15 protein-coding genes are annotated in these 20,887 nt (G+C 70.3%); 9 read left to right on the top strand and 6 right to left on the bottom strand.

Translation table 11 applies throughout. The annotated features are described in order from the left end of the window. Positions 1 to 203 precede the first annotated feature (203 nt). Positions 204 to 1,706: a 30S ribosomal protein S1 gene (rpsA, locus tag ACFQ6S_RS30465; RefSeq protein WP_383416676.1), complete on the bottom strand. Its 1,503-nt coding sequence runs from the start codon at positions 1,704 to 1,706 to the stop codon at positions 204 to 206. Positions 1,707 to 2,110: 404 nt separating this feature from the next. Between rpsA and ACFQ6S_RS30470 the strand changes: the two genes are divergently transcribed. Continuing rightward, the gene (locus ACFQ6S_RS30470) at positions 2,111 to 2,971 is read left to right on the top strand and encodes a class I SAM-dependent methyltransferase (protein WP_383417258.1); all 861 of its coding nucleotides are present in this window, start codon (positions 2,111 to 2,113) and stop codon (positions 2,969 to 2,971) included. A gap of 22 nt (positions 2,972 to 2,993) precedes the next feature. Then, complete coding sequence (gene hrpB / locus ACFQ6S_RS30475; RefSeq protein ID WP_383416679.1) at positions 2,994 to 5,477, top strand: ATP-dependent helicase HrpB; 2,484 nt, start codon at positions 2,994 to 2,996, stop codon at positions 5,475 to 5,477. On the opposite strand, the gene ACFQ6S_RS30480 is transcribed toward hrpB, so the two are convergent. The 3 genes from ACFQ6S_RS30480 to ACFQ6S_RS30490 form a co-directional block, all read right to left on the bottom strand. Then, positions 5,467 to 6,459, bottom strand: a complete 993-nt coding sequence (locus ACFQ6S_RS30480; RefSeq protein ID WP_383416681.1) for a DUF3068 domain-containing protein — start codon at positions 6,457 to 6,459, stop codon at positions 5,467 to 5,469. The genes hrpB and ACFQ6S_RS30480 overlap by 11 nt on opposite strands. 25 nt (positions 6,460 to 6,484) lie before the next feature. Further along, the gene (locus ACFQ6S_RS30485) at positions 6,485 to 6,619 is read right to left on the bottom strand and encodes an SPW_0924 family protein (RefSeq protein ID WP_383416684.1); all 135 of its coding nucleotides are present in this window, start codon (positions 6,617 to 6,619) and stop codon (positions 6,485 to 6,487) included. Between the two features lie 176 nt (positions 6,620 to 6,795). After that, positions 6,796 to 8,523 (bottom strand): lytic transglycosylase domain-containing protein, encoded by a 1,728-nt coding sequence (locus ACFQ6S_RS30490; RefSeq protein WP_383416687.1) that lies wholly within the window; start codon positions 8,521 to 8,523, stop codon positions 6,796 to 6,798. Between the two features lie 316 nt (positions 8,524 to 8,839). Here ACFQ6S_RS30490 and ACFQ6S_RS30495 point away from each other — a divergent pair, with 316 nt between their 5' ends. Beyond that, the gene (locus ACFQ6S_RS30495; protein WP_383416690.1) at positions 8,840 to 9,700 is read left to right on the top strand and encodes a DUF4184 family protein; all 861 of its coding nucleotides are present in this window, start codon (positions 8,840 to 8,842) and stop codon (positions 9,698 to 9,700) included. Here the strand turns inward: ACFQ6S_RS30495 and ACFQ6S_RS30500 are convergent. After that, the gene (locus ACFQ6S_RS30500) at positions 9,615 to 9,959 is read right to left on the bottom strand and encodes a hypothetical protein (RefSeq protein ID WP_383416693.1); all 345 of its coding nucleotides are present in this window, start codon (positions 9,957 to 9,959) and stop codon (positions 9,615 to 9,617) included. The two genes, ACFQ6S_RS30495 and ACFQ6S_RS30500, sit on opposite strands and share 86 nt — an antisense overlap. Positions 9,960 to 10,104: 145 nt before the next feature. After that, complete coding sequence (gene polA / locus ACFQ6S_RS30505) at positions 10,105 to 12,831, bottom strand: DNA polymerase I (protein WP_383416696.1); 2,727 nt, start codon at positions 12,829 to 12,831, stop codon at positions 10,105 to 10,107. Between the two features lie 143 nt (positions 12,832 to 12,974). On the opposite strand from polA, the gene ACFQ6S_RS30510 reads away from it, so the two are divergent. The 6 genes from ACFQ6S_RS30510 to ACFQ6S_RS30535 all read left to right on the top strand — a co-directional run bounded on the left by ACFQ6S_RS30510 (position 12,975) and on the right by ACFQ6S_RS30535 (position 20,883). Further along, positions 12,975 to 15,254, top strand: coding sequence for an FdhF/YdeP family oxidoreductase (locus ACFQ6S_RS30510; protein WP_383416699.1), 2,280 nt, complete (start codon positions 12,975 to 12,977; stop codon positions 15,252 to 15,254). 53 nt (positions 15,255 to 15,307) lie between these two features. Then, positions 15,308 to 15,796 carry a hotdog fold thioesterase gene (locus ACFQ6S_RS30515; RefSeq protein ID WP_383416703.1) on the top strand — a complete coding sequence of 163 codons (489 nt, stop codon included), beginning with the start codon at positions 15,308 to 15,310 and terminating at the stop codon, positions 15,794 to 15,796. Positions 15,797 to 15,888: 92 nt separating this feature from the next. Further along, a complete protein-coding gene (locus tag ACFQ6S_RS30520; RefSeq protein ID WP_383416706.1) occupies positions 15,889 to 16,296 on the top strand; it encodes a hypothetical protein in 408 nt (135 codons plus the stop codon). Positions 16,297 to 16,777: 481 nt separating this feature from the next. After that, positions 16,778 to 18,007, top strand: coding sequence for a branched-chain amino acid ABC transporter substrate-binding protein (locus tag ACFQ6S_RS30525; protein WP_383416708.1), 1,230 nt, complete (start codon positions 16,778 to 16,780; stop codon positions 18,005 to 18,007). Positions 18,008 to 18,118: 111 nt separating this feature from the next. Further along, complete coding sequence (locus tag ACFQ6S_RS30530) at positions 18,119 to 19,048, top strand: branched-chain amino acid ABC transporter permease (protein WP_383416711.1); 930 nt, start codon at positions 18,119 to 18,121, stop codon at positions 19,046 to 19,048. A gap of 23 nt (positions 19,049 to 19,071) precedes the next feature. Beyond that, positions 19,072 to 20,883, top strand: a complete 1,812-nt coding sequence (locus tag ACFQ6S_RS30535; protein WP_383417260.1) for a branched-chain amino acid ABC transporter permease — start codon at positions 19,072 to 19,074, stop codon at positions 20,881 to 20,883. Positions 20,884 to 20,887 lie beyond the last annotated feature (4 nt).

The following is a 20,887-nucleotide window of genomic DNA, read 5'->3' on the forward strand; positions in this document are numbered from 1 at the left end:
CCTTACGGGCGGCGTCATTCCCGAGGAGAAGCCCAAGATCATGAGAACGGCACGCGTAACGCCGCCCGCTTTGTGGGGGCGCGGGGAACTGCGCGACAAGCCCCCACCCACCCGCGGCCGAAGAACAACCGGAAACGCCTGAGGGGCCGCACCTCGAAAGGTACGGCCCCTCAGTCAACTGCTAAGCCTCAGCGAGCCAGCGTTCAGCTCTGGCCGCCGGCCAGCTTCTCGCGCAGCGCGGCAAGCGCCTCGTCCGAGGCCAGCGCGCCGCTGTTGTCGGCACCCTCGGAGGAGTACGAACCGCCGCCACCGGACGCGGCCGGAGCCGCACCCGCGGTGTCGCCACCCTCGGCAGCGGCAGCGGCGTCGGCCTCACGGCTCTTGATGACCTGCTGCTGGTGCTGCTCGAAGCGGGTCTGCGCCTCGGCGTACTGGTTCTCCCACACCTCACGCTGGGACTCGAAGCCCTCGAGCCAGTCGTTGGTCTCGGGGTCGAAGCCCTCGGGGTAGATGTAGTTGCCCTGGTCGTCGTACGACGCGGCCATGCCGTACAGGGTCGGGTCGAACTCGACCGTCGCCGGGTCGGCACCGAAGGCCTCGTTGGCCTGCTTCAGCGAGAGGCTGATGCGACGGCGCTCGAGGTCGATGTCGATGACCTTGACGAAGATCTCGTCGTTGACCTGGACGACCTGCTCCGGGATCTCCACGTGGCGCTCGGCCAGCTCGGAGATGTGGACCAGACCCTCGATGCCCTCGTCCACGCGGACGAACGCACCGAACGGAACCAGCTTCGTGACCTTGCCGGGCACGACCTGGCCGATCTGGTGGGTGCGGGCGAACTGCTGCCACGGGTCTTCCTGGGTCGCCTTCAGCGACAGGGAGACACGCTCGCGGTCCATGTCGACGTCGAGAACCTCGACGGTGACCTCCTGGCCGACCTCGACAACCTCGGACGGGTGGTCGATGTGCTTCCAGGAAAGCTCGGAGACGTGGACCAGACCGTCGACGCCACCCAGGTCCACGAAGGCACCGAAGTTGACGATCGAGGAGACGACGCCGGAACGGACCTGACCCTTCTGGAGAGTGGTGAGGAACGTCTGGCGGACCTCGGACTGCGTCTGCTCCAGCCAGGCACGGCGGGACAGGACCACGTTGTTGCGGTTCTTGTCCAGCTCGATGATCTTGGCCTCGAGCTCCTTGCCCACGTAGGGCTGGAGGTCGCGAACGCGGCGCATCTCGACCAGGGAGGCCGGGAGGAAGCCACGGAGGCCGATGTCGAGGATGAGACCACCCTTGACGACCTCGATGACGGTACCGGTGACGATGCCGTCCTCTTCCTTGATCTTCTCGATGGTGCCCCAGGCACGCTCGTACTGGGCGCGCTTCTTCGAGAGGATCAGGCGGCCTTCCTTATCCTCCTTCTGGAGAACAAGGGCTTCGATCTCGTCGCCGACGGCGACGACCTCGTTGGGGTCGACGTCGTGCTTGATCGAGAGCTCGCGGCTCGGGATGACACCTTCGGTCTTGTAACCGATGTCGAGGAGAACCTCGTCCCGGTCAACCTTGACGATGACGCCGTCGACGATGTCGCCATCGTTGAAGTACTTGATCGTCTCGTCGATAGCGGCGAGGAAGGCTTCCTCGTTACCGATGTCGTTGACCGCAACCTGCGGGGTGGTGGCGGTGGTCTCGGTGCTGCTCGTCATGTGGGAAAGGGCTCCGGTACGGACATTGAAGTCGTAGGTACTGCTACGCCGGGAGCCCGTATCGCTCTGAAGAAGCCGGACAGCCAAGGAAGCGCCCCACCGGTGAAGGTGATGGCGCCTCGACAACCGAGGGGACATACAACAGATGCGAGCGCAGCCTGCTACGTCTGAGGTGCGCAGGCCCGCAGCGCAACTTGTAGCATACGGGGGCAGCCGGACAGGGTCAATGCGCGAAGCCGCACACCCGGGGCGGATCGCCCCATACCCGGCACAAAACCTGTCTCTTGAGGCCACGCAGGCCTTGGGCAGCCCCTTGTGTGACACATCCGCGGGGGGCCGCGCCATTCAGGTGACGGAAGAGTACGACGAGGGAGCCGATCATCCAAGAGCCCGTATCGCCCGAGATCGCGTCCGGCGCGTCGACCGATGTCTCCGGCGCCCCTGACGCCTCCTTCGAACCGGAGGCCACCCGGCGCACGGCCGGTGTCGCCGAGAGTTCCCGCGCCAATCGGGGCTGGTGGGACCGCAACGCCGACGAGTACCAGATCGACCACGGCACCTTCCTCGGCGACGACCGTTTCGTGTGGGGTCCCGAGGGTCTGGACGAGGTGGAGGCCGAGCTGCTCGGTCCGCCGGAGGACCTCAAGGGCAAGGAGGTCCTGGAGATCGGCGCCGGCGCGGCGCAGTGCTCGCGCTGGCTGGCCGCGCAGGGTGCCCGCCCGGTCGCCCTGGATCTCTCCCACCGCCAGCTCCAGCACGCGTTGCGCATCGGGGGCGCGTTCCCCCTGGTGTGCGCCGACGCGGGCGCGCTCCCCTTCGCCGACGCCTCCTTCGACCTGGCGTGCTCGGCGTACGGCGCGCTGCCGTTCGTCGCCGACCCGGTGCTGGTGCTGCGCGAGGTGCGGCGGGTGCTGCGGCCGGGCGGAAGGTTCGTCTTCTCGGTCACCCATCCCATCCGCTGGGCCTTCCCCGACGAGCCGGGCCCGGAGGGCCTGTCCGTCGCCGCCTCCTACTTCGACCGCACGCCGTACGTCGAACAGGACGAGGAGGGCGGCGCGGTCTACGTCGAGCATCACCGCACGATCGGCGACCGGGTGCGGGACGTCGTGGCGGCGGGGTTCCGGCTGGTGGACCTGGTCGAGCCGGAGTGGCCGGCCTGGAACAGCTCGGAGTGGGGCGGCTGGTCGCCGCTGCGCGGGAACCTGATCCCGGGGACGGCGATCTTCGTGTGCGAGCGAAGCGAGACGGGGGCACCCCCGGCCTGAGGCTGGGGGAGAGACTGAGAGCGTGATCCGTTACGACGCCCTGGACGCGCTGCCCGTACGCGACGCCCTGCCCGGTCTGAGCGACGCCCTGGAGGCGCGCGGCACCGCGGTGCTCGTCGCGCCGCCCGGCACCGGCAAGACCACGCTGGTGCCGCTGGCGCTGGCGGGGCTGCTCGGCGAGGGACCGGCGCGGCGCGTCGTCGTCGCCGAGCCCCGGCGGATCGCGGCACGGGCCGCGGCACGGCGGATGGCGTGGCTGCTGGGCGAGAAGGTCGGCGAGAGCGTCGGCTACACCGTGCGCGGGGAGCGGGTCGTCGGGCGCCACGCGCGCGTGGAGGTCGTCACGACCGGTGTGCTGCTCCAGCGGCTGCAGCGCGACCAGGAGCTCGCCGGCGTGGACGTCGTGATCCTCGACGAGTGCCACGAGCGGCACCTGGACGCGGACACGGTGGCGGCGTTCCTGTGGGACGTACGGCAGGCGCTGCGGCCGGAGCTGCGGCTGGTGGCCGCGTCGGCGACGACGGACGCGCAGGGCTGGGCGCGGCTGCTGGGCGACGCCCCGGTGGTCGAGGCCGAGGGCACCGCGCATCCCGTGGACGTGGTCTGGGCGCCCCCGACGCGTCCCATACGGCCGCCGCACGGCATGCGGGTCGACCCGGCGCTGCTGACGCATGTGGCGTCGGTGGTCCGGCGGGCGCTGGCCGAGCGGGCGGGAGACGTGCTGTGTTTCCTGCCGGGCGTGGGCGAGATCGCGCGGGTGGCCGGGCAGCTGGGGGAGCTCGGCGACGTAGAGGTGCTGCAGGTGCACGGGCGGGCGTCGGCGGCTGTGCAGGATGCCGTGCTGGCGGGCGGGGAACGGCGGCGGGTGGTGCTGGCGACGTCCGTGGCGGAGTCGTCGCTGACGGTTCCCGGGGTGCGTGCGGTCGTCGACTCCGGGCTGGCGCGGGAGCCCCGCGTGGACCACGCGCGCGGGCTGAGCGCGCTGACGACCGTGCGGGCCTCGCAGGCGGCCGGGCGGCAGCGGGCGGGGCGGGCCGGGCGTGAGGCACCCGGCGCGGTCTACCGCTGCTGGGCGGAGGCGGAGGACGCGCGTCTGCCGCGTTTCCCGTCGCCGGAGATCAAGGTGGCCGACCTGACGGCGTTCGCGTTGCAGACGGCGTGCTGGGGCGATCCGGAGGCGACCGGGCTGGCGCTGCTGGATCCGCCGCCGGGCGGGGCGATGGCGGCGGCGAGGACCGTGCTGACGGCCATCGGGGCGGTGGACGCCGACGGACGGGCCACCGCGCGGGGGACGGCCATGGCCCGGCTGGGGTTGCATCCGCGGCTGGGGCGGGCGCTGCTGGACACCTCAGGTGCGGGTGCCGAGGTGGTCGCGCTGCTGAGCGAGGAGGCCCCGAGGGAGTACGGCGACGACCTGGCCGCCGCTTGGCGGGCGGCCCGGCGGGGCGGGGACGCCTATGCGGGGCGTTGGCGTGCGGAGGTGCGCCGGTTGCGGGCGAGCGCCGGGAGCGCGTCGGCGCGGGGCGTGGACGACGACGACCGCACCGTGGGCCTCGTCGCCGCCCTCGCCTTCCCCGAGCGCGTCGCCCGGGCCGACGGCGGTTCCTATCTGATGGCCTCCGGCACGCGCGCCGAACTCGGTGCCGGCAGTCCGCTGCGCGGTGCCCCGTGGATCGCCGTGGCCGTCGCGGACCGGCCCGTCGGCAAGGGGCACGCGCGCGTGCAGCTCGCCGCCGCGGTGGACGAGGAGATGGCCCGGTCGGCGGCGGCACCGCTGTACCGCGAGAGCCAGGAGGTCCACTGGGCCGACGGGGACGTCGTCGCCCGGCGGGTCGAGCGGCTGGGGGCGATCGAGCTCGCGGCGCGCCCGTTGCGCGACGCCGACCCCGCCCTCGTACGGAACGCGCTCCTCGAAGGGCTGCGGCAGGAAGGGCTCGGTCTGTTGCGGTGGACGCCCGACGCCCTCGTACTGCGGCAGCGGCTCGCCTTCCTGCGTCTGCACCTCGGGGAGCGGTGGCCCCAGGTCTCCGACGAGGCGCTGCACGCGCGCGTGGACGAGTGGCTGGAGCCCGAGCTGGGGCGGGCCCGGCGGCGGGGGGACCTCGGGCGGATCGACGCGGGGCAGGCGCTGGCCCGGCTGTTGCCGTGGGCGTCCGGTGAGGCCGGCCGGCTCGACGAGCTGGCGCCGGAGCGCATCGCCGTACCGAGTGGGTCCAGAATCCGGGTCGACTACGGCAATCCCGAACAGCCCGTCCTCGCCGTGAAGTTGCAGGAGATGTTCGGCCTGCACGAGTCGCCCGCCGTCGCGGGGGTGCCCGTCCTGGTCCACCTCCTCTCCCCCGCCGGGCGGCCCGCGGCCGTCACCGCGGATCTCGCCTCCTTCTGGAAGGACGGCTACAAGGGCGTACGGGCGGAGCTGCGCGGCCGTTATCCCAAGCATCCGTGGCCCGAGGATCCCGCCACGGCCGAGCCGACCCGGCACACCAACGCCCGGCTCAGGCGGTGACCGGTTCCGGTTCGGTGTTCTTCGTCGGCTGCGGGTCGCCGGGGCGGCGGCTCCGCGCCTCCAGGTAGAGGGAGAGCGCGAGCAGCAGCAGGCCCAGGGTCAGGAAGCCCCAGGGCAGGTACGAGGTCATCAGCAGGACCAGGGTGCGGTTGGACTTGACGAGGTCGACCGTGTGGTCGATGTAGTCCTCGCGCATCTTCACGTGGCCCGCGAACGCCGTCACCTTGTCGCGGTCCCCGAGCAGGGTGCCGCCGCGCAGTTCCTCCTTGTGGATCTCCTCGCCGTAGACGGGGGCGCCGGTGAGGGGTTCGACCCAGAACTTGCGGACGGTGGTGTACCAGCGGGTCGTGCCGGTCTTGGCGACGGACTCCGGTGTGATGCCCTCGACCGGCATCGTCCTGGGGAAGCTCACCTTGGTCCACGGGATGGTCTGCTCGAAGTAGTAGACGTCCACGCCGCGGAAGTCCTGTGTGCCCTTGTAGTGGATGGGGGCGGTGACGCGCGCCTGGGCGTCGAAGTACTCGTAGTCCCGTTTCTCCGTCAGGAAGGGCCACTTGAACTCGATGCCGGTCCGTTTCACCGGGTCGCCGTCGACCATCTCGCCGGTGGCGTGCACGGGTTCCTGGGTGTGCGCGTCGAAGATGTAGCGCTCGGGGATCTTGGAGACCATCTTGCCGTCGGGGCCGACGACATAGGACAGACCGTCCCAGACGACGACGTCCTTGCCGGCCGTCCTCTCGATCTTCTCCGACTCTTCGACGTTGCCCTTGAGCGTCTGCACGATGGTGACCTTGGAGACCTTGCGGGCCTTCATGGTGCCGTAGTCGAGGAGGGTGGCGTCCTTCGCCTCCAGGACCATGTCCTGGTACTGGCCGGCCGGGATCTTGGCCAGGCGCGGGAAGGCGTACCAGCGCAGCAGCGGGGACAGTGCCGTGAAGAACACGGCGAGGGCGAGCAGGATCAGACTGGCCTTGCGGCGCATCTCGGCCTCCCTCCCGGACGGGCGGTTACGGGTGTGCGGGCACCGTCGTCAGCAGCGGCTTGGGGGATGTCTCGCCGGCCGGGCTGCCCAGCGCGGTGAGGGTGAACACCAGGGCGAGCGCGGCGGCGAGTCCGGTCGCGGCGGCGATCAGGGCGCGCATACGGGCCTCCCGGCATCCCGGAGCTGACACTGCCAACGCATCTGATACGTCGTCAGGTTCGGCACCGTAGCAACGGGCGGGCGAGATGAGAACACGTTGCACACACGGACGAAGGGCGCCCTGTCCGCCGTAGCGGAAGAGCGCCCTTCGCCGGATGCCGTGCTGGCCCCGCGGGCCTACACGCTCGGGCTCGCCGAGGGCGAGCCGGACGCGGAGTCCGACGGGGTCGGGCTGGGCGTGGCGGCGGCCTCCACCTTCAGCTCCACCGTCAGCGTCGCGCCGCCGGCCGTGGTGATGCGGAGCAGATAGGTGCCCGCGGTGTCGTCGGCGTACAGCTTGGGGAGCTTGAGCAGACCGTTCGCGTCCGTCGTCAGGCCGCTCAGGGTGCGTACGGTCTTGCCGTCGGCGTCCTTGAAGTAGGGGCCCTTGTCGTTCTCGGCCGGGTCGTCCGCCGACTTGATGAGGGTGGCGGTGGCCGCGACCTTGTCGGCGACGGCGCCCTTGTAGGTCGCCTTGACCTCGACCTGGTCGGCGAACTCGCCGCCCGCGGTGCAGGTCAGCGCGGTCTCGCTGGTGCGGGCCAGGGTGTCGGCGGCGCGCTCGGTGACCGTGGCCTTGTAGTCGAGCGTGACCGATCGGCCGACGAGAGTGGCGCGGACCACGAACTCGCCCGTGTTCTCGCCCGCCTTGAGCGCCGGCGCCACCGCCTCACCGGCGCTGTTGGTGACGGCGGCGGCGTACTTCTCGCCGGTCGAGAAGGTGGCGTCGGTGCTGCCGACGATCGTGAAGCGGACCCGTACCTTGGCGACGGCCTTGCCGGCCCTGGTCTCGGCGCGGGTGCTGATCCTCTCGGTGAAGCTGTCGCCCGCCATCGCGGTGAGCTTCGCGGTGCCCGCGTTCTCCAGGTGATGGACCGTGTCGGTGGGCGTGGGTGTGGGCGTCGGGCTGGGTGTACCCGGCTCGTCCGGCTTCGGGGTGGGGCTCGCGGAGCCGCCGTTGCCACCGGGCTTGGTGCTCGGCGTCGTCGGCGTCTTCGGCTCCGTCGGCGATGGCGAGGGGCTCGCGCCCGCCGTCGCGTCGCTGCGGTCGCTCGGGAGGGTGCCGGTGCCGTCCGGGATCTGGTGGGTGCCCTTGCGGTAGTACTCCAGCCACGTCAGGACGAGGTTGAGGTAGTCCTGGGAGTTGTTGTAGCTGAGGATCGCGCTGTCGAGGTCGGCCTGGGCGGAGAGGTCCCAGCCGAAGCGGCACAGGTAGTGGCCGGCGGCGAGCGCGGCGTCGTAGACGTTGTTGGGGTCCTTCTTGCCGTCGCCGTTGCCGTCGCGGCCGGCCCACTCCCAGGTGGACGGGATGAACTGCATGGGGCCGACGGCACGGTCGTAGGAACTGTCCCCGTCGTAGGCGCCGCCGTCGGTGTCGCCGATGTTCGCGAAGCCGTTGCCGTTGAGCTGCGGGCCGAGGATCGGGGAGAGCGTGGTGCCGTCCGCGTCGACGCGGCCGCCGCGGGCCTGGCCGGACTCGACCTTGCCGATGGCGGCGAGGAGTTCCCAGGGGAGGTTGCAGCCGGGCTTGGCCTGCTGCAGCGAGGTCGCGGCCCTCTTGTAGGCGTCGAGGACGGTCGCGGGGATGCCCGCCTCGCTCTCGCCCGGGGCGACCGGGGTCGCACCGGCACTGGGCGAGGGCTTGGGGCTGTTCAGCGGCGGCAGGTCCGTGTAGTACGGCGAGTTGCCGGTCGCGCTGTTCTCGGCGGGCGTGTCCGGTGAGGGCTGGGTGCCGGTGGTGACTCTTCTCCCGGCGTCGTCGGTGGTCACTCCCGGAGCCTGGGAGGCGGCCAGTGCCGCGACGACGACGGCGGCGACCGTGGTGTTCACCGCGCCCTTGCGGAGCCTGCCGAATTGCGCCGCCATGAAATGGACCCCTCCCGTGGACGCCCGAGCGCCCGTCTCTGTCTGCCGAGCTCGCGGTGCTCGCCCTTGTAGTGACGATCGACTTGCCGCGACAGTTGCCCTCGCGGCCCACCTTCGTCGCTGTTCATCTGTTCGACCGCTGTCCCCGGTGCGGCGACCCAGGCGACCCTACGACAACTTCCTTTGCACGGTCACCCGTTGGCGCCCGATTTTTACCGCTTGGCCATGTGGGAGCTGTGCGTCGTATGTCCCTCATACTGGCTACGCCGACACCGGGGCCGACCCGTCCCGTCAAGCCCCCGCGCGAGGAGCCCCGTTGCCGTTCACGCTCAGCCATGCGGCGGCCGTGCTGCCCGCCGTGCGCACCGACGGAACCGGCCGGGGCCCGCTCGTGCCCGCCGTACTGGTGGCGGGTTCCTTCGCTCCCGACATGACCTATTACGCGGCGAGTGTCTTTGATGGAGCGATGGAGTTCGGCGATGTCACGCACTCGTTCGCGGGCGTGTTCACGGTCGACGTGGTCATCGCCTGGGCGCTGGTGGGCCTGTGGCTCCTGCTGCGTGAACCGCTGGTGGCGCTGCTGCCGGTACGGCGCCGGGCGCGGGTGGCCGCGCTGCTGCGCTGCGGGGCGACACGCGCGCGTGTACGGCCGTCGTTGGCGCTGCGCTGGTACGTCTCGGCCGTGCTGGGCGCGCTGACGCATGTCGTGTGGGACGCCTTCACGCATCTCGACCGCTGGGGGATGCGGCTGTTCCCCGTGCTGCGCGAGGAGATCGCCGGGTCGCCGCTGTACTGGTACCTCCAGTACGGCGGTTCGGCGGTGGCGGCGGTCGTCATCGCCGCGTTCGTGATCGTGGCGCTACGGCGGTCCCCTGCCCGCGCGCCGGTCGGGGTTCCGGTGCTTTCGGTGCGCGACCGCTGGCTGGCCGGCGCGGTGATCGGCGGGTCGGCCGCGGTGGCCGCGGTGCAGCGGGCGTCGCGCTGGTGGGCGTACTGGGGGTCGACCGCGAAGTACTGGGAGCTGATTCCGACGCTGTGCTTCGGGGCGGGCGCGGGCCTCGCCCTGGGGTTGCTGCTGTATGCCGTCGGCGTCAGGGTGTGGCGTCCGGTTCCGGGCCCTGGCAGTACGGGCGCGGATGGGGCCGGGAGAGAGCCGAGCCGGCCTGCGGCTCGGTGAGGGCGCGGGCGGCCGCGACGAACACCGCGACGGTACGGGCCGGGCGGGTGCGCGGGAGCGCGGTGCGGGCGAGGGCCAGATAGCCGCGGAGGTTCGTCGCCGGGTGCCGCAGCGGTCCGATCACGTCGGCGGGGATGCGGGCGGTGCTCGCGTCGGCGGCGAAGGGCTGGACCGAGGGCGGTGCGGTGGAGGGTGCGTCTTCGCTGTTCGCGTTCGCCGGCGCCGGAGCCGTCCGGCGGTGGAGCATGCGTATACCCATGCCCGCATCCTTACGGGCATCGGCCGGCAACAGCGCTTTTGCGGGGGCCACGCGAGTGACGGGCCCTGCCGGGGAGCACCGCCCCGCGCCCCTGTGGGGCGCGGGGATGCTGACCGGTATCCAGATGTGGCCGTACCGCCGGAGGCTAGTGCGCTGCCGACTCCCAGTCCGGGCCCACGCCGACCGAGACGCCCAGCGGGACGTTGAGGTGGACGGCGTCGGACATCTCCCGGCGAACCACGGCCTCGGCCGCCTCGCGTTCGCCGGGGGCGATCTCCAGGACGATTTCGTCGTGGACCTGGAGGAGCATGCGGGAGGTGAGGTTCTCCTCGCGCAGGGCCCGGTCGACGTTGAGCATGGCGATCTTGACGATGTCCGCCGCGGTGCCCTGGATGGGGGCGTTGAGGGCCATGCGCTCGGCCGCCTCGCGGCGCTGGCGGTTGTCGCTGTTGAGGTCGGGGAGGTAGCGGCGGCGGCCGAAGAGCGTCGCCGTGTAGCCCGTCGCCCTGGCCTCGTCGACCGCGCGGCGCAGATAGTCCCGTACGCCGCCGAAGCGCTCGAAGTACGCGTCCATCAGCGCACGGGCCTCACCCGCGTCGATGTTCAGCTGCTGCGAGAGACCGAAGGCCGACAGCCCGTACGCCAGGCCGTAGGACATCGCCTTGATCTTGCGGCGCATCTCCGCGTCCACGGCGGCGGGCTCCACGGCGAACACCTGGGAGGCGGCCGTGGTGTGCAGGTCCTCGCCCGAGGTGAACGCCTCGATCAGGCCCTCGTCCTCGGAGAGGTGTGCCATCACGCGCAGCTCGATCTGACTGTAGTCCGCGGTCATCAGGGACTCGAAGCCGTCGCCGACCACGAAGCCCCGGCGGATCGCCCGGCCCTCGTCGGTGCGCACCGGAATGTTCTGGAGGTTCGGGTCCGTCGAGGACAGCCGGCCCGTCGCGGCGACGGTCTGGTTGAAGGTGGTGTGGATACGGCCGTCCGCCGCGATGGTCTTGATCAGGCCCTCGACGGTGACGCGCAGCTTCGCCTGCTCTCGGTGGCGGAGCATGATGACCGGCAGTTCGTTGTCGGTCTGGCCGGCCAGCCAGGCCAGGGCATCGGCGTCCGTCGTGTAGCCCGTCTTCGTCTTCTTCGTCTTGGGCAGGGCGAGCTCGCCGAAGAGGACCTCCTGGAGCTGCTTGGGCGAGCCCAGGTTGAACTCGTGACCGGCCGCAGCGTGCGCCTCCTTCACGGCCTGCTGGACGGCGCCCGCGAACATCTGCTCCATGGCCTCCAGGTGGGGCCGGTCGGCCGCGATGCCGTGCCGCTCCATGCGGGCCAGCAGGGCGGAGGTCGGCAGCTCCATGTCGCGGAGCAGGTCCGCGGCGCCGACCTCCGCGAGACGGCCCTCGAAGGCCTCGCCCAGGTCGAGGACCGCGCGGGCCTGGATCATCAGCGCCTCGGCCTCGGCGCCGTCGTCCGCGCCGAAGGCGAGCTGGCCGTCGGCCGTGGCGGCCGGGGCCAGCTCACGGTGCAGGTACTCCAGGGACAGAGCGTCCAGGTCGAAGGAGCGGCGGCCCGGCTTGACCAGGTAGGCGGCGAGCGCGGTGTCCATGCGGACGCCCTCGATGCTCCAGCCGTGCTCGGCGAAGACCCGCATCGCGCCCTTGGCGTTGTGGAAGACCTTCGGCCTGGCGGCGTCGGCCAGCCAGGCCGCGAACGCCTTCTCGTCGGCCTCGTCCAGCTGCGACGGGTCGAACCAGCCGGCCGTGCCGTCGGCCGCCGCGAGCGCGACCTCGGCGACCGAGCCGGTGCCCAGCCCCCAGGTGTCGACGGTGGCCACACCGAGGACCTCGCCGCCGCGCTCGGTGAGCCAGAGGGCCAGCTCCCCGGTGCCGAGCACCGAGCCGTCGATCTCCACGCCATCGGTCGCGATCGGGGTGGTCTCGGCCTCCTCGGCTCCGGGGTCGACGCCGAAGAGCCGCTCGCGCAGGGACGGGTTCCTGATCTCCAGGGTGTCCAGGACCATCGAGACGCCCTTGCGGTCGTAGGGCTCGCGCGCGAGCTCGGTGACCGTCTTGGGCAGCTCGACTTCGCGCTCCAGCTCGGTCAGCCGGCGGTTGAGCTTGACCGCCTCCAGATGGTCACGGAGGTTCTGACCGGCCTTGCCCTTGACCTCCTCGACGCGCTCGACCAGCTCCGCGAACGAGCCGAACTGGTTGATCCACTTCGCGGCGGTCTTCTCGCCGACGCCCGGGATGCCCGGCAGGTTGTCGGACGGGTCGCCGCGCAGGGCTGCGAAGTCGGGGTACTGCGCGGGCGTCAGTCCGTACTTCTCGAAGACCTTCTCCGGTGTGAACCGGGTCAGCTCGGAGACGCCCTTCGTCGGGTACAGCACCGTGGTGTGCTCGCTGACGAGCTGGAAGGAGTCACGGTCGCCGGTGACGATCAGCACGTCGAAGCCGTCGGCCTCGGCCTGGGTGGCGAGGGTGGCGATCACGTCGTCGGCCTCGAAGCCGTCGACAGCGAACCGCGAGACGTGCATCGCGTCGAGCAGCTCGCCGATCAGCTCGACCTGGCCCTTGAACTCGTCCGGGGTCTTGGAGCGGTTCGCCTTGTACTCGGTGAACTCCGCGGAGCGCCACGTCTTGCGGGACACGTCGAAGGCCACCGCGAAGTGGGTGGGCGCCTCGTCGCGCAGCGTGTTGGCCAGCATCGACGCGAAGCCGTAGATCGCGTTCGTCGGCTGGCCCGTCGCGGTCGTGAAGTTCTCCGCGGGGAGCGCGAAGAACGCGCGGTAGGCCAGCGAGTGCCCGTCCATGAGCATCAGGCGGGGCCGGCTGCCGCCGGAGTTGCTGTCGGTCTTCTTCGATGCTGTCTCTGCCACGCCCCCGATCCTGCCACGCCCCACTGACAGTCGGTCCCCGGATGCCGGAGGACCGCGGATGCCGGGACCCCTCATCGTGCTGTCGGCCCCGCATGCGAGGATCGGCGATGTAGCTCACACGTGTACGTGAAGAGGAGTGCGCGATGGCAACGAAGCCGCCCAAGGGTGATCCGGTTCAGGACGCGCCGCAGGTCGCCGAGCCGAAGCATGCGGCGGCGGGGTTGCCGGCCATCGGGCACAGTCTGCGGATGGCGCAGCAGCAGATGGGTGTGAAGCGCACCATGCTGACCCTGCTCAGCGTCAACCAGAAGAACGGCTTCGACTGCCCGGGCTGCGCCTGGCCCGAGCCGGACCACCGGCACACGGCGGAGTTCTGTGAGAACGGCGCGAAGGCGGTGGCCGAGGAGGCGACCCTGCGCCGGGTCACCCCGGAGTTCTTCGCCGCGCACTCCGTCGCCGATCTCGCGACCAGGAGCGGTTACTGGCTGGGACAGCAGGGGCGGCTCACCCACCCCATGTACCTCGCCGAGGGCGGCACGCACTACGAGCCGGTCTCCTGGGAGCGCGCCTTCGACATCGTCGGCGAGGAGATCACCGCGCTCGGCTCCCCCGACGAGGCCGTCTTCTACACCTCCGGCCGCACCAGCAACGAGGCCGCGTTCCTCTACCAGCTCTTCGCCCGCGAGCTGGGCACCAACAACCTGCCGGACTGCTCGAACATGTGCCACGAGTCGTCCGGCTCGGCCCTCTCCGAGACCATCGGCATCGGCAAGGGCAGCGTCCTGCTCGAGGACCTCTACAAGGCCGACCTGATCATCGTCGCCGGCCAGAACCCCGGCACGAACCATCCGCGCATGCTCTCCGCCCTGGAGAAGGCGAAGTCGAGCGGCGCGAAGATCATCACCGTGAACCCGCTGCCCGAGGCGGGCATGGAGCGCTTCAAGAACCCGCAGACCCCGCAAGGCATGATCAAGGGCGCGGCGCTCACCGACCTGTTCCTCCAGATCCGCATCGGCGGCGACCAGGCCCTCTTCCGCCTCCTCAACAAGCTGATCCTGGAGACGGAGGGAGCGGTCGACGAGGAGTTCGTGCGCGACCACACGCACGGCTACGAGGAGTTCGCCGAGGCCGCCCGCACCGCCGACTGGGACGAGACCCTCGAGGCGACCGGCCTCACGCGCGCGGACATCGACCAGGCGATGGCCATGATCCTCGCCTCGCGACGCACGATCGTGTGCTGGGCGATGGGCCTCACCCAGCACAAGCACTCCGTGCCGACCATCCGCGAGGTCGTCAACTTCCTGCTGCTGCGCGGCGACATCGGCCGTCCGGGCGCGGGTGTGTGCCCGGTGCGCGGCCATTCGAACGTGCAGGGCGACCGCACGATGGGCATCTTCGAGCGGCCCGCTCCGGCCTTCCTGGACGCCCTGGAGAAGGAGTTCGGCTTCGCGCCTCCGCGCGAGCACGGCTTCGACGTCGTACGGGCCATCCGCGCGCTGCGCGACGGCGAGGCGAAGGTCTTCTTCGCGATGGGCGGCAACTTCGTGTCCGCGACGCCGGACACCGACGTCACCGAGGCGGCGATGCGGCGCGCACGGCTCACCGTGCACGTGTCGACGAAGCTCAACCGCAGCCATGCCGTCACGGGTGCCCGCGCGCTGATCCTGCCGACGCTCGGCCGTACCGAGCGCGATCTCCAGGGCAGCGGTGAGCAGTTCGTGACCGTCGAGGACTCCATGGGCATGGTGCACGCCTCCCGGGGCCGGCTGGACCCCGCGAGCTCGCACCTGCTGTCGGAGCCGGCGATCGTCTGCCGTCTGGCACGCCGTGTGCTGGGCGAGGGCAGCCGGACGCCCTGGGAGGAGTTCGAGAAGGACTACGCGACGGTCCGCGACCGTATCGCGCGGGTGATCCCCGGCTTCGAGGACTTCAACGCGCGCGTGGCCCGCCCCGGCGGCTTCACGCTCCCGCACGCCCCGCGCGACGAGCGCCGCTTCCCGACGGCGACCGGCAAGGCCAACTTCACGGCGGCCCCGGTCGAGTACCCGGAGGTTCCGGAGGGACGGCTGCTGCTGCAGACGCTGCGGTCGCACGATCAGTACAACACCACGATCTACGGCCTGGACGACCGCTACCGCGGGATCAAGAACGGCCGCCGGGTGGTCATGGTCAACCCCGAGGACGCCGAGCGGCTGAACATCGCCGACGGCTCGTACGTCGACCTGGTCGGCGAGTGGAAGGACGGCGTCGAGCGGCGGGCGCCCGGCTTCCGGGTCGTGCACTACCCGACGGCCCGCGGCTGCGCGGCCGCGTACTACCCGGAGACCAACGTCCTGGTCCCGCTGGACGCCACCGCGGACACCAGCAACACCCCGGCCAGCAAGTCCGTCGTCGTCCGTCTGGAACAATCGGCGACCGACTGAGCGTTTGCTCAGTCGACCCGCACCGACTGAGCACCCTTGAACGGAGCCGACCCATGGGCGAGCAGCAGCACGTGAAGTTCCCGCAGGAGGTCATCGACGAGTACGCCGCGCTGGGCGTCGACCTGCCGGCCCTTTTCTCCGCCGGGCACCTCGGGACGCGCATGGGTGTCCAGATTGTGGAAGCCTCCGCCGAGCGGGTCGTCGGGACCATGCCGGTCGAGGGGAACACCCAGCCGTACGGGCTGCTGCACGGCGGCGCGTCCGCGGTGCTCGCCGAGACGCTCGGGTCGGTGGGGTCGATGCTGCACGCCGGCACCTCCAAGATCGCGGTCGGCGTCGACCTCAACTGCACCCATCACCGGGGCGTGCGCTCCGGCACCGTCACCGGAGTGGCCACGCCGCTGCACCAGGGCCGCTCGACGGCGACGTACGAGATCGTGATCAGTGACGAGCAGGGACGGCGGGTGTGCAGCGCGCGGCTGACCTGTCTGCTGCGGGACGTGAGGCCGGGCGACGGTGAGCACCTCCGGTCGGCGAACTGACGCCGACGCCTTGACGACGACGGCATGACCACAACCCCCTTGCGTCTGCCCACCGTTGAAACGCCGGCGCCCGACGGCATAACGTCAGGGGCATGACGACGGGAGGCCCCCGCCGCAAGGGGGCCGCACTCGGACTGGCGCTGCTGGCCGCCGTATCGGCGGCCGGCTGCGGAGACCCGGGCGCCCGGGGCGACGCGCCCGGGCCCCGGGCGAGCGCCAACTCCCCCTCCCCGTCGGCGACTCCGCCCGCGCAGCTGTGTGCGCACCTCATCGGATACTGGGCGCGCCGCTCCCTGACCGGCGACACCTATGGCGATTACCAGTCGATGGGCCTGTCCGACGGTCAGTACGAGATCCTGCGCAAGGTGGTTGACGCCGCGCGGGCCGAACGCGAGCGCGCGGACGAGGGTGCGGCGGACCGGCTGATCGCCCGCAGGGCACGGGAGTTGTGTGCGGAGCGGTACCGCGAAGGCGAGCCGACCGGGGGTCCATGGGGCTGAGTGCGGCATTCCGTAATCCGAATTTCGTTGCCCTATGCACGAAAGGGCCGGAGGCGCCGAACACCTTTCACATTCGTAACTCAGCGTAATCCGGGTGCAATACGAACCAACAGTTCCCCTATGGTGACCGCCTTTCACGCAAGACGCCGGAGACCCCCTGGTAGCCTCCAGCAACGAACCCGGTAACCACCAAAACGCGTGAACACTCGTGAAGAAGCTACGCGCGAACGCTGCAAGTTCTCACAATGTGGACAGGGCGAATCAGCCGGAAATCCGCTCTTCCCCCCACCGAGTACCGCTCTGCGATACCCCGTGTCATAACAAGAGCGTCACAGCCTTGGTCAGGCCCTCCTCCATGTTCCCCACCCGCGCTTAGAGTCACCGCCAGTCACCGCGCCATCGGATTCGAAGTCACTTCGGCCCAGCGCTCGACTCGGCGAGTTCCATGGGGAGCCGCCGTGCCAGGGAAAGGACCTGATTCGTGCGTCAACGTTCGATCATCGCCATAACCGCCGCGCTCGCGGCGGGATCGCTGACACTCACGGCTTGTGGGTCGCGTGACGACGACGGCGGCAGCAGCAACGGCGACAAGACCACGGTTGTGATCGGTGTCGACGCCCCGCTGACCGGCGACCTGTCGGCCCTCGGCCTCGGCATCAAGAACTCCGCCGACCTGGCCGCCAAGACGGCCAACAAGAAGGAGTACGTCAAGGGCGTCGAGTTCAAGATCGAGCCCCTCGACGACCAGGCGCAGCCCTCCGTGGGCCAGCAGAACGCCCAGAAGTTCATCAGCGACAAGAACGTCCTCGGCGTCGTCGGCCCGCTGAACTCCAGCGTCTCCCAGCAGATGCAGAAGCCGTTCAACGACGCCGGCCTCACCCAGGTCTCCCCGGCCAACACCGGCACGGAGCTGACCCAGGGCGACGGCTGGAAGACCGGCGACTCGGTCCGCCAGTTCAAGACGTTCTTCCGTACGGCCACCACGGACGAGATCCAGGGCGCCTTCGCAGCCGACTACCTGTACAACCAGGCGAAGCTGAAGAAGGTCTACCTGATCGACGACCAGAAGACCTACGGCGCCGGCCTGGCCGCGTCCTTCAAGGCGAACTTCACGAAGTTCGGCGGTCAGATCGTGGGCAGCGACCACGTCAACCCCGACGACCGTGACTTCAACGCCGTGGTCGCCAAGATCAAGAAGACCGGTGCCCAGGCCCTCTACTACGGCGGCGAGTACCCGGCCGCCGGTCCGCTGAGCCAGCAGCTCAAGGACAGCGGCCAGAACATCCCGCTCATGGGCGGCGACGGCATCTACTCCGGCGAGTTCCCGAAGCTGAACAAGAAGGCCGAGGGCGACCTCGCGACCTCCGTGGGCAAGCCGGTCGAGCAGCTCGACTCCGCCAAGGCGTTCATCAAGGACTACGAGGCGGGGGGCTACGAGGACGCCTACGAGGCGTACGGCGGCCTCACCTACGACGCCACCTGGGCCATCATCGAGGCCGTGAAGCTGGCGGTCGAGGGCAACGACGGCAAGGTCCCGTCCGACGGCCGCAAGGCGGTCCTGGACGCCATGGCCAAGGTCAAGTTCGACGGCGTCACCGGCACCATCTCGTTCGACGAGTTCGGTGACACCACGAACCACACGATGACCGCGTACAAGGTCAAGAGCAACGCCTGGGCGCCGGAGTTCAGCGGCGAACCCAAGCTCGGCTGACGAGGGACGAGTAGAGACTCCCCACTCACACATTGATCCAGGCCGCGCGGGAAGCGTCCATCGGCGCTCCCGCGCGGCGCCATATCCGAACCACTCCACGGAGGCCCTGCGGTGAACGAACTGCCGCAACAGCTGGCCAATGGACTCATCCTCGGCGCGATGTACGGACTCATCGCGATCGGTTACACGATGGTCTACGGCATCGTCCAGCTCATCAACTTCGCCCACGGCGAGATCTTCATGGTCGGGGGCTTCGGGGCCCTCACCGTCTGGTTGGTACTCCCCGAGGGCTTCGGCCTCGGGGCCGCAGTCCCGCTCATGATCATCGGCGGCGTCCTCGTCTCGGTCGCCGTCGGCACAGCGGCGGAACGGTTCGCCTACCGTCCCCTGCGCACCGCGCCACGGCTGGCGCCCCTCATCACCGCGATCGGCCTGTCCATCGTCCTCCAGCAGGCCGTGTGGATGTGGTACCCGGACGCGAAGAAGGACCACCCCTTCCCGCAGTTCCACGGCGGCCCCATCGAGATCCTGGGCGCCAACATCCAGCGTGGTGACCTCTTCGTCCTCATAGCCGCCCCGCTGTGCATGCTCGCCCTCGGCTTCTTCGTCACGAAGACGCGCTCCGGCCGCGGCATGCAGGCCACGGCCCAGGACCCGGACACGGCCAAGCTGATGGGCATCAACACCGACCGCATCATCGTCATGGCGTTCGCCATCGGTGCCGCGTTCGCCGCCGTCGCCGCCGTCGCCTACGGGCTCAAGAACGGCCAGGTGGGCTTCCGCATGGGCTTCCTGATGGGCCTGAAGGCCTTCACGGCGGCCGTGCTCGGCGGCATCGGCAACATCTACGGCGCCATGCTCGGCGGCCTTGTCCTCGGCGTGGCCGAGTCCCTCGCCACCGGCTACATAGGCGATATCCCGGGCATGGACCTCTTCGGCGGCGGCGCCTGGAAGGACGTGTGGGCGTTCGCTCTGCTCATCCTCGTACTGCTGTTCAGGCCACAAGGTCTGCTCGGCGAACGCGTCGCGGATCGGGCGTGATACCCATGACCACCGAGATCCCCATGGACAAGAGCACCGGCACCACCAAGGTGTCCACGGCCGAAGCCACCCCGATCATCCCGCTGCCGCAGGCCCTGGCCCGCGGACTGGCGGTCGGCGGCTCCGCCCTCGCCCTCATAGGCACGTTCCTCGCCTGGACGTGGACCGAGGAGTTCCCGGGCAACCTGACCGTCACCGGCTACCCGGGCGGCCTTCAGGTCCTCACCCTCTTCGGCTCCCTGCTGACCCTGCTGTTCGCCCTCTCCGGCTACGGCATCCGCGGCCTTGGCTGGCTCACCCCCGGCGGCAAGAACAGCCCCGTCCTGCTCGCCGCCCTCGGCGTGTTCGGCACCACGGGTTACGCCATCGGCGCGATCACCCAGGAGCTCGGCGGCCTGGTCAACCTGGAGCCCGGCGCCTGGGTCTCCGGCATCGGCGCGCTCGTCGCCGTGATCGGCGCCCTCGGCCTCTCCGTCGACCAGCCCTACGACGCGTCGGACCCGACCCCGAACCTCTGGGGCCGTATCCGTCACTCGCTCACCGCTCCCGACCCCGGCCGTGCCAAGGAACTCTCCTCCTGGGTGGAGATCCTGATCATCGCCGCCGGCTTCGGCGTCGGCCTGTACGTCTTCGCGTACGGCATCAGCACCGAGTACTCCGAGCTGTTCATCGGCTTCCTGATCGTCGCGGCGTTCGGCTTCACCGCCGTCACCCGTGCCGGCCTGCTGAAGCGGCTGTCCTCGCTGACGGCCAAGCACCGCAACGTCACCCTCGGGGCGGCGTTCGCGGCGGCGATCTGCTTCCCCTTCACCCAGTCCAACGACCAGTTCGCCCTCATCGGCGCGAACATCCTGATCTTCGCCACGGTCGCCCTGGGTCTCAACGTCGTCGTCGGCCTCGCCGGCCTGCTCGACCTCGGTTACGTCGCCTTCCTCGGCGTCGGCGCCTACGCCGCCGCCCTGGTCTCCGGCTCCCCCTCGTCGACCATCGGCGTCCACTTCCCGTTCTGGGCGGCCGTTCTCACCGGCGCCGTGGCCTCGCTGATCTTCGGCGTGGTGATCGGTGCTCCGACCCTGCGTCTGCGCGGCGACTACCTCGCCATCGTGACGCTCGGCTTCGGTGAGATCTTCCGCATCACCATGAACAACCTGAACGGCAACAGCGGCCCGGACGTCACCAACGGCTCCAACGGCATCCCGCAGATCCCCGACCTGGAGATCTTCGGATTCAACCTCGGAGTCCCGCACGACGTCCTCGGCCACGAACTGACCCGCTCGGCCAACTACTACCTGCTGATGCTGGTGTTCACGGCGATCGTCGTGATGGTCTTCCGCCGCTCGGCGGAGTCCCGCATCGGCCGCGCGTGGGTGGCCATCCGCGAGGACGAGACCGCCGCGACCGCGATGGGCATCAACGGCTTCCGCCTCAAGCTCCTCGCCTTCGCGCTCGGCGCCTCCCTCGCCGGCCTCGCCGGCACCGTCCAGGCGCACGTGTCCTACAGCGTCACCCCCGAGCAGTACCAGTTCGCCGGCTCCGTACCGCCGAACTCGGCGTTCCTGCTCGCCGCCGTCATCCTCGGCGGCATGGGTACCATCAGCGGCCCGCTGATCGGCGCCGCGCTGCTCTACCTGATCCCGGCCAAGCTCCAGTTCATGGCGGAGTACCAGCTGCTGCTCTTCGGCTTCGCGCTGATGCTGCTGATGCGCTTCCGTCCCGAGGGCCTGGTCGCCGACCGCAGGAAGCAGCTCGAATTCCACGAGACCGGACAGCTCGACGTACCGGAGGACAAGCCATTGCCCGAAGGCGCGACCGGCGTCGCGAAGGCAGGGGCGTGACCGC

The organism is Streptomyces sp. NPDC056479 (genome assembly GCF_042795335.1).
Classification (GTDB): Bacteria; Actinomycetota; Actinomycetes; order Streptomycetales; family Streptomycetaceae; genus Streptomyces.

What these genes read in the sequence shown, in the direction of transcription:
- rpsA (WP_383416676.1), bottom strand. Translation starts at nt 1,706, where the DNA reads ATGACGAGCAGCACCGAGACCACCGCCACCACCCCGCAGGTTGCGGTC.
- ACFQ6S_RS30480 (WP_383416681.1), bottom strand. Translation starts at nt 6,459, where the DNA reads ATGCGCCGCAAGGCCAGTCTGATCCTGCTCGCCCTCGCCGTGTTCTTC.
- ACFQ6S_RS30485 (WP_383416684.1), bottom strand. Translation starts at nt 6,619, where the DNA reads ATGCGCGCCCTGATCGCCGCCGCGACCGGACTCGCCGCCGCGCTCGCC.
- ACFQ6S_RS30490 (WP_383416687.1), bottom strand. Translation starts at nt 8,523, where the DNA reads ATGGCGGCGCAATTCGGCAGGCTCCGCAAGGGCGCGGTGAACACCACG.
- ACFQ6S_RS30500 (WP_383416693.1), bottom strand. Translation starts at nt 9,959, where the DNA reads ATGGGTATACGCATGCTCCACCGCCGGACGGCTCCGGCGCCGGCGAAC.
- ACFQ6S_RS30510 (WP_383416699.1), top strand. Translation starts at nt 12,975, where the DNA reads ATGGCAACGAAGCCGCCCAAGGGTGATCCGGTTCAGGACGCGCCGCAG.
- ACFQ6S_RS30515 (WP_383416703.1), top strand. Translation starts at nt 15,308, where the DNA reads ATGGGCGAGCAGCAGCACGTGAAGTTCCCGCAGGAGGTCATCGACGAG.
- ACFQ6S_RS30520 (WP_383416706.1), top strand. Translation starts at nt 15,889, where the DNA reads ATGACGACGGGAGGCCCCCGCCGCAAGGGGGCCGCACTCGGACTGGCG.
- ACFQ6S_RS30535 (WP_383417260.1), top strand. Translation starts at nt 19,072, where the DNA reads ATGGACAAGAGCACCGGCACCACCAAGGTGTCCACGGCCGAAGCCACC.